Below are 13,356 nucleotides of genomic sequence, written 5' to 3'. Positions count from 1 at the left end.
GGCGCAACCAGTCTCGCACGCTTGCCTGTGTACGTGCCGGTCACGTGTTCGCCCCGATCAGAGCGAACATCAGGTACGCCAGGGGGACGGCGAACAGGATCGAGTCGAGCCGGTCCATCACGCCGCCGTGGCCGGGCAGCAGGTTGCTCATGTCCTTGAGACCGAGGTCACGCTTGAGCATGGACTCGGCCAGGTCGCCGGCCACCGCCACAACCGCGATCACCGCGCCGAACAGGACACCCCAGTACCAGGGGATCTCGAGCAGGAAGTGCAGAAGCAGGGCGCTGCCCACGGCGGCCGAGACGACCGAACCGGCGAAGCCCTCCCAGGTCTTGCCGGGGCTGATCGACGGGGCCATCTTGTGCTTGCCGAAGAAGACACCGACCGCGTACCCGCCTGTGTCGGAAAGCACCACGGCGAGGAGCGTGCAGAGCACCCGCCAGCGGCCGTCCTCGGCTGCGTCGGGGAGCTGGAGCAGGACGCCGAAGCTGAGCAGGAACGGCACGTAGATCGAGATCATGACGCTGGGCACGAAGTCGCGGCGGAACGCGGCCAGGCCGTCGGCGATGCGCCAGATCACCGAGGCCGCGATCGTCACCAGCAGACCCAGCAGCAGCGCGTCGGGGCCGTCGTGCCAGGCCAGGCCGACCATCAGCACCGAGCCGGCGACCAGCGGGATCAGCGGGGCGTCGGCGCCGGTGGCCCGCAGGGCGCGGACCATCTCGTAGACGCCGACCGCGGAGGCCAGCACGATGACGCCGAGGAAGGCGTCAGGCCAGATCACCAGGGAGCCGAGCACCAGCAGCACCAGGCCGACGCCGACGCCGATAGCGGCGGGCAGGTTGCGGCCGGCCCGGCCCTTCGCGCGCCTGCGTCCCATTTGCGGCTTCTCTTCCGTCGTGGGGACGAGAGGAACCAGTCCGGTCGGGACGTCCTCGCCCGCGTGCCAGGCCGGTTCGCCATAGGCGTACGGCGCCGGGGCGCTCCTGTCATCGCCGGCGCTCTGCCCGGCACGCGGATCGAGGTACGACATCAGACCTCGAGCAACTCGGCTTCCTTGTGCTTCACGAGCTCGTCGACGATCGCCACGTACTTGTGCGTGGTGTCCTCGAGCTCCTTCTCGGCCCGACGGCCCTCGTCCTCGCCGGCCTCGCCGTCCTTGACCAGGCGGTCGAGCTGCTCCTTGGCCTTGCGGCGGACGTTCCGGATCGCGACCCGGCCCTCCTCCGCCTTGCTGCGCGCAACCTTGATCATGTCGCGACGGCGTTCCTCGGTCATCTGCGGCAGGTGGATGCGCAGCTGCGTGCCCTCGTTGTTGGGGTTGACGCCGAGGTCGGAGTCACGGATCGCCCGCTCGATCGCGCCGAGCTGCGACGCGTCGTACGGCTTCACGATGACCATGCGCGGCTCCGGGACGCCGACCGAAGCCATCTGCGTCACCGGCGTGGGCGCGCCGTAGTAATCCACAACGATCTTGGAGAACATGGCCGGAGTGGCTCGCCCGGTACGAATCGCGGCGAACTCCTCCTTGGCGTGCTCGACCGCGCTCTCCATCTTTTCTTCGGCCTCGAAGAGGGTTTCGTCGATCACCGGCTCTTCTCGCCTCCCTTGCTTTCTTCGGTGGGACAGGTGGTCTCAGGCGGTGATCAGGGTGCCGATCTTTTCGCCGCTCACGGCGCGGATGATCGTGTCGTCGCCCTGGGCGCCGAAGACGAGCATGGGCAGGTCGTTCTCCTCGCAGAGGCTGAAGGCCGCCTGGTCGGCCACCCGCAGGCCCTGCTGGATCACGTCCTGGAAAGTGAGCCGGTCGAGCTTCTTGGCGTCGGGGTCGACGCGAGGGTCGGCGGTGTAAACGCCGTCGACACCGTTCTTGCTCATCAGCACGACGTCCGCGTGGATCTCGAGGGCGCGCTGGGCGGTGACGGTGTCGGTGGAGAAGTACGGCATGCCGGCGCCGGCGCCGAAGATGACGCAGCGGCCCTTTTCCAGGTGCCGGATGGCGCGCAGCGGGATGTAGGGCTCGGCGACCTGGGCCATCGTGATCGCGGTCTGCACCCGCGTCTCGACGCCTTCCTTCTCGAGGAAGTCCTGCAGGGCCAGGCCGTTCATGACCGTGCCCAGCATGCCCATGTAGTCGGCGCGGTTGCGGTCCATGCCGCGTTTCTGCAGCTCGGCCCCGCGGAAGAAGTTGCCGCCGCCGACGACCACGGCGACCTGGATGCCGCGGCGGATCACGGTCGCGATCTGCCGGGCGATGCCCTGCACGATGTCGGGGTCGACGCCGACCGCGCCGCCGCCGAACACCTCACCGGACAGCTTGAGCACGACCCGGCGGGGTCGCGCGGGCGGGTTCGGACTGCCAACCGGAACTGCCTGCTCGGTCACCAATGTCATGAGACCCGCCTTCCCTTCCAACGCTCAGCAGAGACCTTATGGGAGAAGGAGGCCGGACGCAGAATCGCGTACCCGGCCTCCCTTGCCTCCGACGGCCCTTACTCCTGGCCGACCTCGAACCGGACGAAGCGGGTGATGGTCAGCCCGGCCTCGTCCGCGATCTGCTTGACGGTCTTCTTGTTGTCGACGACCGACGCCTGCTCGAGCAGGACGAAGTCCTTGAAGAAGGAGTTCACCCGGCCCTCAACGATCTTGGGGAGGGCCTTCTCGGGCTTGCCCTCCTCCTTGGCCGTCTCCTCGGCGATGCGGCGCTCGGACTCGACGACGTCGGCCGGCACCTCGTCACGGGTGAGGAAGCGCGGGCGCATGGCGGCGATCTGCATGCCGATGCCGCGGGCATCCGCGTCGGCCGCCTCGTCCGATTTGCCTTCGTACGCCACCAGCACGCCCACCTGCGGCGGCAGGTCCTGCGCCTTACGGTGCAGGTAGACCGCGACGGTGCCGTCGACGACCACGAAACGGTTCAGGACGATCTTCTCGCCAATCTTGGCGGAGTACTCCTGGACCGTGTCCGCGACGGTCTTGCCGTCCGGCAGCGTGGCGGCCAGCAGGCCGGCCGCGTCGGCGACCTTGTTCTGCTCGCCGAACTCGACCAGCTGCTGACCCAGCGCGACGAAGTCGGGGGTCTTGGCGACGAAGTCGGTCTCGCAGTTCAGCTCGAGCAGCGCGTTGCCCGAGTGGGCGACGATGCCGTTGGCCGCGGTGCGGCCGGCGCGCTTGCCGACGTCCTTCGCACCCTTGATGCGCAGGAACTCGACGGCCTGGTCGAAGTCGCCGGACGCCTCTTCGAGCGCCTTCTTGCAGTCCATCATGCCGGCACCGGTCAGATCGCGGAGCTTCTTCACGTCCGCGGCGGTGTAGTTAGCCATGACTCTCTCTCGATGTCAGGTTCGTCGGTGACTTACTCGGCGGGCGCGGCAGCGGCCGGAACGGGCTCGGTGGCCGCGGCCTCGGCAGCGGGAGCCTCGTCGGCCTTCTTCTCGGCGCCCTCGTAGAGGTCGCGCTCCCACTCGGGCAGCGGCTCGCCGGCGGCGACGGTGCCCGGCTCGGGCTTCTCGTCGGCACCGCCACGGCCACGGCCGGAACGGGCGATCAGACCGTCGGCGACGGCCGCGGCGATGACCTTGGTGAGCAGCTCGGCGGAGCGGATCGCGTCGTCGTTGCCCGGGATCGGGAAGTCGACCTCGTCCGGGTCGCAGTTGGTGTCCAGCACCGCGATGACCGGGATGCCCAGCTTGCGGGCCTCGTCGACGGCGATGTGCTCCTTCTTGGTGTCCACGACCCAGATCGCCGACGGCGTCTTGGTCATGTCACGGAGGCCACCGAGGGTCTTCGAGAGCTTGGTCTTCTCGCGGTAGAGCTGCAGGGTCTCCTTCTTGGTGTACCCGGCGGCCGTGCCGGTCAGGTCACCCAGAGCCTCGAGCTCCTTCATGCGCTGGAGCCGCTTGTAAACGGTCTGGAAGTTGGTGAGCATGCCGCCCAGCCAGCGGTGGTTCACGTACGGCTGGCCGACGCGGGTCGCCTGCTCCGCGATGGCCTCCTGCGCCTGCTTCTTGGTGCCGACGAAGAGGATGTGGCCACCCTCGGCGACGGTGTCCCGCACGAAGCTGTACGCCTTCTCGATGTAGTCGAGCGTCTGGCGCAGGTCGATGATGTAGATGCCGTTACGCTCGGTGAAGATGAAGCGCTTCATCTTCGGGTTCCAGCGCCGGGTCTGGTGCCCGAAGTGGACACCGCTCTCCAGCAGCTGGCGCATGGTCACGACGGCCATGGTGATTACTCCTACGGATCCCTGGTTGTCACGCTCGCCGGCGGCAAGCGTCCTGGTGCCCGGTCGGCGGCCACAGTCGGACCCGAGATGATCGAGACCAGGGAGGGCCGTCGCCGCCGGCCCCGACGAGAGGGACCTGACAGAGGGCACGCGAGGTCGACCGCACGAGGCGGTCGCCGTCAACCAGCATACGCCAAGCTTCGGACTGCCCTTACGCGGCAGCCAGCCCGGCCCCGATCAGCAGGATCAGACCCACCGGGAGGTACGCCACCGGGGGCCGCAGCCACGTCTCGCGCGTGATCGGGCCGACCCGCGCCAGGGTGAACAGCCCGAAACCGGTGAGCGTGAAGCCCAGCGTGAGCAGGACGGCGGGCACGACGGCGCCGGCGGCCGGGTCACCGGTGAACGTCGCGTCGGCGAGCAGGCGCACGACCGGGATCATGAGGACGGCCGTGACGGCGGCGATCACGAACGACGAAACCGGGCGCTTGGCCTGATAGACGCTTTCCGCCCGCCGCTCGGTCAGCGGCCGCTCCACCACCGGCGGGACCAGAGCCGTGGGCTCGGCCGCAGCGGCGCCGGTGGGCTTGACCGTCGGGTATTCCGGACCCCGTACGGGGACACGCGGCTCCGGCTCGGAGGGGCGCGCGTGGCTGCCGGTCGACGTCACCGGATCGAGGCTCGCGTACGAGGACGCCGTCGGCCGCTGCTCGGGCAGCCGGAACGCGCCGCTCGGCCGCTCGTGGATGCCGGAGTCGTACGGGTTGGCGACCGGGATGGAACCGGACACCTCCGAGTCGGTCGATCGTGAGTGCAGACCCGGCCCGGAATACCAGCTGGGCTCGGGCTCGTCGGCGTAGCGGCGTCCTTCCACGAAGCGCAACTTAGGTGACTGCGAGCGCGAATGCCACTGCTGGCCGTATAACACGCCTCGACGGTGACACAGAGGTTTTCCACAGTTGCGCTCTGTCCACAGATCATGGACCGGGCGGGATGCGCGGCGGGCCCGGGCGGTCCAGGTTGTCGGGCATGACGACGCAAAGGCGAGCGGTGGGGGCGTACGGCGAAAAGGTCGCCGCCCGGCACCTCCAAGAGCAGGGGCTCGTGATCCTCGACCGGAACTGGCGCTGCGCCGACGGCGAGGTCGACCTCGTGCTGCGCGACGGCGACGACATCGTGTTCTGCGAGGTCAAGACGCGCCTCGGCGACCGATTCGGCCCGCCGGCGGCCGCGGTGAACCGGCACAAGGTGAGCAAGCTGCGGCACCTCGCGCTCCGATGGCTCTCCGAGGCTGGCATCCGTCCCCGCGAGATCCGCTTCGACGTGGTCGAGGTGCTCCCCCGGGCCGGCAGCGCCAGCCGGATCACGCACATCCGCGCGGCGTTCTGAGATGAGCTACGCACGCGTCCTCTGCGTCGGCCTGCTCGGGGTGACCGGGCACGTGGTCGAGGTCGAGGCCGACCTGTCCCAAGGACTGCCAGCGGTCGTGCTGACCGGGCTGCCCGACACCGCGCTGCACGAGGCCCGCGATCGGGTGCGGGCGGCGGTGGTCAACTCAGGCCAGTCGTGGCCCAACCGGCGGATCACGGTCAACCTGCTGCCGGCCGCCCTGCCCAAGCACGGCAGCGGGTTCGACCTGGCCATCGCCACCTCGCTGCTGGCCGGCGCGGGTGAGCTGCCGCTGGAGAAACTCGAAGGAGTGGTGGTGCTGGGCGAACTGGGTCTCGACGGCCAGGTGCGGGCGGTGCGCGGAGTCCTGCCGATGGTGGCCGCGGCTGTCCGGGCCGGACTGAACGAGGTGATAGTGCCGCCGGCCAACGCCCGGGAGGCCACCGTGGTGCCCGGGGTTACCGTACGGGCTGTCGACAGCCTGCGGCGGCTCGTCGCCTTCCTGCGTAAAGAGGGTGAACTGCTCGACCCGCCGCCTCCGGAGCCGGGACCGCCACCGTCCGGTCCCGACCTGGCCGACGTCGCGGGGCAGGAACTGGGACGCTACGGCCTCGAGGTCGCCGCCGCGGGCGGGCATCATCTGGCCCTCTTCGGGCCGCCCGGCGCCGGAAAGACCATGCTCGCCGAGAGGCTGCCGTCGATCCTGCCCGAACTGGACGACGAGGCGGCGCTCGAGGTGACGGCGTTGCAGTCGATCGCGGGGGTGCTGCCGCCGGACGGGCGGCTGGTGCGGCGGCCGCCCTACCAGGCGCCCCACCACACCGCCTCGACGGCGGCGATCGTCGGCGGCGGCAGCGGCCTGGCTCAGCCGGGAGCGTTGTCGCTGGCCCACCGGGGTGTGCTGTTCCTCGACGAGGCGGCCGAGATCAAGTCGGCCACCTTGCAGTCATTGCGGCAGCCCTTGGAGACGGGCCGGGTTGTGCTGGCCCGGTCGCGCGGCACGACCGAGTTCCCGGCGCGGGTTCAGCTCGTGCTGGCGGCCAATCCTTGTCCTTGCGCCAGCCCGGCCGGCGACAATCACTGCACGTGCCCGCCCGGAGTGCGGCGGCGATATCAGGCCAAACTGTCCGGGCCACTGCTCGACCGGATCGACATCCGGCTGACCCTCGCGCCGTTGACAGCGGCCCAGCTGACCACGGCGGCCATCGGGGCGACGTCGTCGGCCGAGGTCGCCCGGCGGGTGGCGGAGGCCCGGGCCGCGTCGGCCGCACGGTGGTCCGCGGGCGGGGGCTGGCGCGTCAACGCCGAAGTGCCGGGGCCGACGCTCCGGCGAGCGCCGTGGCGGCTGCCCGGCGCCGACACCGACACCCTGCGAGCGTCACTCGACAAAGGTCTGCTCTCGGCCCGCGGCTTCGACCGTGTGCTCCGCCTGGCCTGGACAATTTCCGACCTGGACGGACGCGAGCGACCGACCCGGGCCGAGGTCAACGAGGCGATCCAGCTGCGCATGGGAGACCGCCGTGAGTGACCACCCACCCGCTCACGCGGGCGATCGGGCGGCACGCGTAGCCCTCACCTGGCTGGCCGAGCCGGGGAACCGGACGGTGTGGTCGCTGGTCGAGGAGGGCGGCGCGGAGGCCACTCTGGCCCGGCTGCTCAGCGGCGACGTGGCAGACAAGTCACTACGGACGGCCGCGATGGCGAAGGCGGCCAACCTGGATCCGCGGCGGCTGGCCGAGTTGACGCTGCGCCGGGCCGAGCGGCTGGGGGCGCGGATCGTCGTGCCGGGAGACGAGGAGTGGCCGGAACGGGTGCAGTCGCTGGCGGTGCTGACGCTGGAGGGGACGCAACGGGTCAACCTGGATGTGCGGCCGCCTCTGTGCTTCTGGGTGCGCGGGGAATGGCCGCTGGGCGAGACGCTCGAGAGGTCGGTCGCGGTGGTGGGTGCCCGGGCGGCGTCCGGCTACGGCGTTCACGCGACCAACGAGATCGCGTACGGGCTGGCCGAGAACGGCTGGACCGTGGTGTCCGGCGGGGCCTTCGGCATCGACGCGGCGGCTCATCGGGCTGCGCTGGCGGCGGGTGGGCGTACGGTGGCCGTCCTTGCCTGCGGGGTTGACCGGCCCTACCCGCTGGGCAACTCGGCCATGTTCGAGCAGATCGCGGAGACCGGGCTGCTGATCAGCGAATGGCCGCCGGGGGCGGAGCCGCTCAAACACCGGTTCCTGATCCGCAATCGGGTGATCGCGGCCGCGACGGCCGGGACGGTGCTGGTCGAGGCGGCTGCTCGCAGCGGCGCGATCCAGACGATGGGCCGGGTGCTGGCCCTGGGACGGCCCGCGATGGTGGTGCCGGGGCCGATCACCTCGGCCATGTCGGTCGGCTGCCATGAGCTGCTGCGCTCCCGGCCCGACGCGACCCTGGTCACCGGGCCGGCCGACGTGCTGGAGACGGTGGGCCGGATCGGGGAGTACCAGGCGGTCGTGCCGCGAGGGCCGGAGCATCGGCGGGACGCCCTGGACGAGGAATCGGCGCTGATCCTGGAATCGGTGCCGCGGCGCGGGACCATCACGCCCGAGGATCTTGCCGTCCGGGCCGGACTGTCACTGCGGCTCGTGTTGCGCCGGCTGTCCCTGTTGGAGCTGACCGGGCTGGTCGAGCGCCGGGGAACCGGAGTGGCCCTGGCCCGGGGAAGCCGATGACTCCGCTTCGGGCCAGCGGTTTCCGGGCAGCACAACGGCGGGCGCCACTCGGTCGCCCGCGATGTCGTGCCCCTCCGGCGCTCGGCCGGGGTCAGTCCTCGGAGTCGTCCAGATCGCGGCGGTGCACCTTCATCCACGCCTCGACATCGTCGGCCGCCCAGACCTTCCCTGGGCCAGGTCGGCGACGGGCTTGGGGAAGTCGGCACGGCTGGTGATCTGATACGCACGCTGCCGGCTCACCCCACCCAGACGGATGCGGATCTCGTGCGCCCCCATGAGCCGGATCGGTTTCGCTGCCACATGATCGACCGTAGGCGCGAGACTATTAGTCAATCATCAAGTTGCTAGGAGACAGCTAGTCGCATGTCATCTATACTGTTCCCATGACTAGGCGTCGCCAGACTAGCCGGCTCGTGCCCGTCGATCTGAACCATCGACGCACGTGGCGGTCACTCTGGCGCCGATGCCGGTGCGGCTTGGCCGCTCCGTGCGTCGACGCGCTCGTCCCCTCGGCGCCGCTCCCCTTTCCACCGCGGCCAGACCTTTCCCCGCCCTCACAAGCCCTCGCGAAGGAAAGGAGGTACAGCCACGCAGAAAACACGAGACCGGGCATGACAGAGAGCGATCCCACCGCTCTGTCACGCTGCTCGCCCGGCGGCCCCCACTCTCCAGCGCGGAGACCCCAGAAGCCGCCGGGCAGCAGCGGCCACGAGCCCTCGCGGCAACCGGCCGCGACAGCTTCGCGCCGTTCGGCCACAGCAACCGCGAACCACTCGCTCAGGGGATTCGCAGGCCGCTCGGCCATGGCATCAGCGAGTTGCCCAGGCGCGACAACCCCGAGCCGCTCAGGCACGACAACCCCGAGCCGCCCGGGCGCGACAACCCCGAGCCGCTCAGGCACGACAACCCCGAGCCGCCCGGGCGCGACAACCCCGAGCCGCTCAGGCACGACAACCCCGAGCCGCCCGGGCGCGACAACCCCGAGCCGCTCAGGCACGACAACCCCGAGCCGCCCGGGCGCGACAACCCCGAGCCGCTCAGGCACGACAACCCCGAGCCGCCCGGGCGCGACAACCTCGAGCCGCTCAGGCACGACGACCCCGAGCCGCCCGGGCGCGACAACCCCGAGCCGCTCAGGCACGACGACCTCGAGCCGCTCGGGCGCACATCCGAGAGGCCAACCCATGAACGGGGGCGGCCGCCGCCGGCCCGTGTCTGCCGACGGCGGCCGGGTCACCCAGCCACGCGAACGGCGACCGGGCTGACCTTCCGCGGTCGGCCGCCGGCCGGGCGCCGATCGCTCGTAGGGCACTTGGGGGAACCATCATGACCACGAACGGACGACCGCCGGACACGCCCGCATCGCCCGACCCGCAAGGCGACGGGCCCAACGACACCGACGATCCTGGCCCGCCCACGCGGGCACGACCAGCAGCAAGATTCGCGGAGGCACGGGACTCTGGGCGAGTCACGAAGGCCTCCGCGGCGCCCGTGAAGGCACAAACCGAGGGGCCGTCGCCGCCACGGCATCTGAATGCTCGACCCGGGTGGGACTGCATGGTCTGCGGGGCGCCGTGGCCGTGTGCAGCCGCCCGGAAATTGTTGCTTGAGGAGCACGGCCGGTTTTCGTCTGTCCTGACGGTGTACCTGTCGGCTCAGATGTATGACGCGCTCGGTGATCTGATCGCCACCGGGCATCCGATGCCTGCGGATCTCTTCGAACGCTTCATCGGCTGGGCGCGTAAGGCGGCGATTGTTCCGGATGATCCCAACCGCGGGGAACGCCACGGCGAGTCGGGGACGGACCATCAGGAAGCGGTCGCCGCTTAGCGGGCCGGCAACCACCGCGCGGCGCTGGGACAGGGGGCCGCGCGGTGGCTGGCGTATCCCGTCCTCAGCGACGGGCCAGGCGAATAGGCAAATACAACGGCGAAGCAAACCCTCCCGGCTGCCGCGGGGCGCGGGGCGCGGGGCGCGGGGCGCGGGGCGCGGGGCGCGGGGCGCGGGGCGCGGGGCGCGGGGCGCGGGGCGCGGGGCGCGGGGCGCGGGGCGCGGGGCGCGGGGCGCGGGGCGCGGGGCGCGGGGCGCGGGGCGCGGGGCGCGGGGCGCGGGCGCGGGGCGCGGGGCGCGGGGCGCGAGGCGCGAGGCGCGAGGCGCGAGGCGCGAGGCGCGAGGCGCGAGGCGCGAGGCGCGAGGCGCGAGGCGCGAGGCGCGAGGCGCGAGGCGCGAGGCGCGAGGCGCGAGGCGCGAGGCGATTGTGCGGTGCAGGCTCGGGCTGGTTGTGGCGCTCGCGCGCTTTGTGGGCGTGGGCCGCGCGGCCGGCGCGGTGACGGGCTCCCCAGAGGAGCGGAAGAACGGGCGACGGCTGGGGCCGTCCCGTGGGTGCTGACGCACCTCGTTTCGCGGCTTTACCGCCGCCCGCCCTGCCGCCCGATCAAGTCTCAGCCTTCTCAGTGCGGCAGGACTATCATACCTACATGGCTTCGTACGTACAATCCGATGGAGCATCGTGGTCACGTAGACTGAGATGCATGATCGATCCCTCCGCGGACCGTGCGGTCTTTCGCCAGTTGGCTGACCTGCTCCGCAATCAGATCGAGTCGGGCGAGCTGGGGCCCGGGGAGCCGCTGCCCAGCGAACTGCGCCTCGCGCAGGAATACGGCATCAGCCGCACCACCGTCCGGCAGGCGATCGGGCAGCTTCGCACCGAAGGCCTGGTGACCGTCGACCGGCCGCGCGGCACCTTCGTCCGGGTGCCCGAGCCGACGCAGCTCATCACGCTGGCCCGGGGCGAACGCGCCGGCGCCCGCATGCCCACCGATGCCGAGCGCCGCAAATACCGCCTCGGCGAGGGCGTCCCCGTCCTCGTGGTGACCGGCGTCGACGGCGCCGAAACGGTCCACCCCGCCGACCGCGTGCAGCTCACCCGCCCGTGAACGAATGAGCTGAACCGGGCTCGGCGGCAGCACGGTCAGACGCGGGTCCGGCGGGTGTGGCCGCGGCCCGTATGCCATGACTCGATGACCAGGTGGTCGGCGGGAACGCCCACGTAGGTCAGGACCACCTCGTGGATGTCGATGCGGAACAGGCCCGCCTCGCCGTGCGGCCAGTCGGGTGGCGGCTCGATCTCGACGGCGACCCCGGCGAGTTTGGCATCGCCCGGCCCCGACTCAGGGTTGTCGGCCGGCGGCTCGAGAGTGGGCGCGTGCATGGCCAGCCGCGGGTCACGGCGGATGTCGCGCAGCTTCATCGAACCGGCCATCGAACCGAAGGTCAGCTCCCCGTCGGAGAACGTGGCCTCGGTAGCGCTGATGCGGGGTGACCCGTCACGCCGCAGGGTGGCGATCGTCTTGTTGGTGCCCGCGTCGAAGAGAGCTTTCACCCGGGCGGCGAAAGCGGGTGCGTCCTTTTCGATCTCATGCCAGCTAGCCATGGCCCAGACCCTAGGCGGGGGGTACGACATTCAGCCGGTGTACGACAGAGAATCAGAACAGCTCGTACTTCCCCGACGCCAGCGTGAAGCCGTGGCCGGTCTCCTCGTCCTTGCACGTCAGCCCGGTGTGCACGCTGTCGCAGCGCACCGTCCCCGAGCGAACGGCCCGCCCGTACTTCAGTGTGCTGGTCGACGTCCCCACCACCGTGTCGCCCGCGCAGGTGAACGTGGCCTTCCCGTCGCTGACCGCCATCCCGTTGCCCCAGTCCAGCGAGCAGTCGGACGGCTTCGACGGCGCCGACCACTTCTTCCGTACGATGTCGCACCGCACCTCGGAATCGGTCAGCACGCACGCGATGTTCTGCGTCGGCGTCCGGAACCTGCTCTCCTCGACCTCCGTCGCGGGCACCGGCGTCGGGGTGGGACCACCGAAACCTGCCTTCGCCGAGGGCACGGCGGTGGACGGCGCCGGCGTGGCCCGGTCTTCGGTTCCGGAACAGCCGGCGAGCACGCCCAACAGGGCCAGCATGAGGATGCCGCGAGTCACGGGGGCAGTCTAGGAACGCGGGGCAACAACGAGCGTGGCCGCTTGACGATCACGCTCGCAGCGAAGACCGTCGACGTGTGGGAACACGCGAGACACACGAGCGGCTGCCTCCGGAGATGCGCGACGCGGTCGACGAGTTCGGTCACCACCTGGCCCGGGTCGAGGATCGTTCGCCCGAGACCGTACGGGCGTACCTGGGCGACGTCGTCTCGTTGCTCGACCACGCGGCCGACTCCGGCGCCACCACCCTGGCCGAGCTCGACATCGTGCTCCTGCGGAGCTGGCTCGCCGCTCGTATGCGGCAGGGCGCCGCCCGTACGTCTCAGGCCCGCCGCGCCGCCGCAGCGCGTGCCTTCACCGCCTGGGCGTTGCGCACCGGCCGCACCACCGCCGACCCCGGCGCCCACCTGTCCAGCCCGAAGGCCCACCGCACCCTGCCCACGGTGCTGCGGGCCGACCAGGCCGAGGCCCTGATGACGCCGCGCGAGCAGGATCCGGAGAGCCTGCGTGACCGAGCCGTCCTCGAGCTGCTCTACGCCACCGGCGTACGGGTGAGCGAGCTCTGCAACCTCAACCAGGCCGACCTGGACGAGGCGCGGCGGGTCGTACGGGTTTTCGGCAAGGGCGCCAAGGAACGGGCCGTCCCGTACGGCATCCCGGCGCAGAAGGCGCTGGACGATTATCGCCGGCACGCCCGCCCGTCGCTGGCCGTCAAGACCAGCGGCGACGCCCTGTTCCTGGGGGTCAAGGGCGGCCGCCTGCAACAGACGGTCGTGCGCCGCATCGTGGACGCCGCTGCCCGTGCGGCCGGGCTCCCCCACACCAGCCCGCACGACCTGCGCCACTCGGCCGCCACCCACCTGCTCGACGGCGGCGCCGATCTGCGCGCGGTGCAGGACCTGCTGGGTCACGCCTCGCTGTCGAGCACGCAGATCTACACGCATGTGTCCACCGAGCGCCTGCGAGCGGCGTTCAAACAGGCGCATCCACGCGCGTGACCCCGTGCGAGCGCCTGCGAGCGGCGTTCAAACGCGCGCACCCGCGCGCGTGACCCCGTACG

14 protein-coding genes and 1 pseudogene are annotated in these 13,356 nt (G+C 71.0%); 6 read left to right on the top strand and 9 right to left on the bottom strand.

The genetic code is table 11. From position 1 onward, the window contains the following. Positions 1 to 40: 40 nt before the first annotated feature. From C8E87_RS22080 to C8E87_RS22055, 6 genes are all read right to left on the bottom strand, one after another. Positions 41 to 880, bottom strand: a complete 840-nt coding sequence (locus C8E87_RS22080; RefSeq protein WP_438866092.1) for a phosphatidate cytidylyltransferase — start codon at positions 878 to 880, stop codon at positions 41 to 43. A 152-nt stretch (positions 881 to 1,032) separates the two neighbouring features. After that, a complete protein-coding gene (gene frr, locus C8E87_RS22075) occupies positions 1,033 to 1,590 on the bottom strand; it encodes a ribosome recycling factor (protein ID WP_133874856.1) in 558 nt (185 codons plus the stop codon). Between the two features lie 45 nt (positions 1,591 to 1,635). After that, the gene (gene pyrH, locus C8E87_RS22070) at positions 1,636 to 2,394 is read right to left on the bottom strand and encodes a UMP kinase (protein WP_133874855.1); all 759 of its coding nucleotides are present in this window, start codon (positions 2,392 to 2,394) and stop codon (positions 1,636 to 1,638) included. A gap of 98 nt (positions 2,395 to 2,492) precedes the next feature. Next, a complete protein-coding gene (gene tsf, locus C8E87_RS22065) occupies positions 2,493 to 3,323 on the bottom strand; it encodes a translation elongation factor Ts (protein WP_133874854.1) in 831 nt (276 codons plus the stop codon). A gap of 32 nt (positions 3,324 to 3,355) precedes the next feature. Then, entirely contained in the window at positions 3,356 to 4,225 is an 870-nt protein-coding gene (gene rpsB / locus C8E87_RS22060) for a 30S ribosomal protein S2 (RefSeq protein ID WP_133874853.1), read from the bottom strand. A gap of 211 nt (positions 4,226 to 4,436) precedes the next feature. Then, positions 4,437 to 5,099, bottom strand: coding sequence for a hypothetical protein (locus tag C8E87_RS22055; protein WP_133874852.1), 663 nt, complete (start codon positions 5,097 to 5,099; stop codon positions 4,437 to 4,439). A gap of 155 nt (positions 5,100 to 5,254) precedes the next feature. On the opposite strand from C8E87_RS22055, the gene C8E87_RS22050 reads away from it, so the two are divergent. From C8E87_RS22050 to dprA, 3 genes are read left to right on the top strand one after another with little or no spacing between them, the layout of a single operon-like run. Beyond that, positions 5,255 to 5,614 carry a YraN family protein gene (locus C8E87_RS22050; protein ID WP_133874851.1) on the top strand — a complete coding sequence of 120 codons (360 nt, stop codon included), beginning with the start codon at positions 5,255 to 5,257 and terminating at the stop codon, positions 5,612 to 5,614. 1 nt (position 5,615) lies between these two features. Next, positions 5,616 to 7,142, top strand: coding sequence for a YifB family Mg chelatase-like AAA ATPase (locus C8E87_RS22045; protein WP_133874850.1), 1,527 nt, complete (start codon positions 5,616 to 5,618; stop codon positions 7,140 to 7,142). Then, positions 7,135 to 8,316 carry a DNA-processing protein DprA gene (dprA, locus tag C8E87_RS22040; protein ID WP_133874849.1) on the top strand — a complete coding sequence of 394 codons (1,182 nt, stop codon included), beginning with the start codon at positions 7,135 to 7,137 and terminating at the stop codon, positions 8,314 to 8,316. The genes C8E87_RS22045 and dprA overlap by 8 nt, the downstream gene beginning before the upstream one ends. A 91-nt stretch (positions 8,317 to 8,407) precedes the next feature. On the opposite strand, the pseudogene C8E87_RS22035 reads toward dprA, so the two are convergent. Then, positions 8,408 to 8,592 (bottom strand): annotated as a pseudogene (locus C8E87_RS22035) (DNA-binding protein). A gap of 1,323 nt (positions 8,593 to 9,915) precedes the next feature. On the opposite strand from C8E87_RS22035, the gene C8E87_RS44610 reads away from it, so the two are divergent. Both C8E87_RS44610 and C8E87_RS22015 read left to right on the top strand, forming a co-directional pair. After that, positions 9,916 to 10,146 carry a hypothetical protein gene (locus tag C8E87_RS44610; RefSeq protein ID WP_203720435.1) on the top strand — a complete coding sequence of 77 codons (231 nt, stop codon included), beginning with the start codon at positions 9,916 to 9,918 and terminating at the stop codon, positions 10,144 to 10,146. Between the two features lie 701 nt (positions 10,147 to 10,847). Further along, positions 10,848 to 11,252 carry a GntR family transcriptional regulator gene (locus tag C8E87_RS22015; RefSeq protein WP_133874848.1) on the top strand — a complete coding sequence of 135 codons (405 nt, stop codon included), beginning with the start codon at positions 10,848 to 10,850 and terminating at the stop codon, positions 11,250 to 11,252. A 35-nt stretch (positions 11,253 to 11,287) separates the two neighbouring features. Here the strand turns inward: C8E87_RS22015 and C8E87_RS22010 are convergent, their stop codons facing one another. Both C8E87_RS22010 and C8E87_RS22005 read right to left on the bottom strand, forming a co-directional pair. Further along, positions 11,288 to 11,749: a pyridoxamine 5'-phosphate oxidase family protein gene (locus C8E87_RS22010; protein ID WP_133874847.1), complete on the bottom strand. Its 462-nt coding sequence runs from the start codon at positions 11,747 to 11,749 to the stop codon at positions 11,288 to 11,290. 52 nt (positions 11,750 to 11,801) lie between these two features. Further along, positions 11,802 to 12,296, bottom strand: a complete 495-nt coding sequence (locus C8E87_RS22005) for a DUF6636 domain-containing protein (protein ID WP_133874846.1) — start codon at positions 12,294 to 12,296, stop codon at positions 11,802 to 11,804. Between the two features lie 116 nt (positions 12,297 to 12,412). On the opposite strand from C8E87_RS22005, the gene C8E87_RS22000 reads away from it, so the two are divergent. Next, the gene (locus C8E87_RS22000) at positions 12,413 to 13,294 is read left to right on the top strand and encodes a tyrosine recombinase XerC (RefSeq protein ID WP_133876991.1); all 882 of its coding nucleotides are present in this window, start codon (positions 12,413 to 12,415) and stop codon (positions 13,292 to 13,294) included. The last annotated feature ends 62 nt before the right edge of the window (positions 13,295 to 13,356 follow it).

This window comes from Paractinoplanes brasiliensis (genome assembly GCF_004362215.1).
In the GTDB taxonomy this organism is placed as follows: Bacteria; Actinomycetota; Actinomycetes; order Mycobacteriales; family Micromonosporaceae; genus Actinoplanes; species Actinoplanes brasiliensis.
The sequence above is the reverse complement of the archived record's forward strand: the minus strand, read 5'-3'. Positions and strand labels throughout refer to the sequence as shown.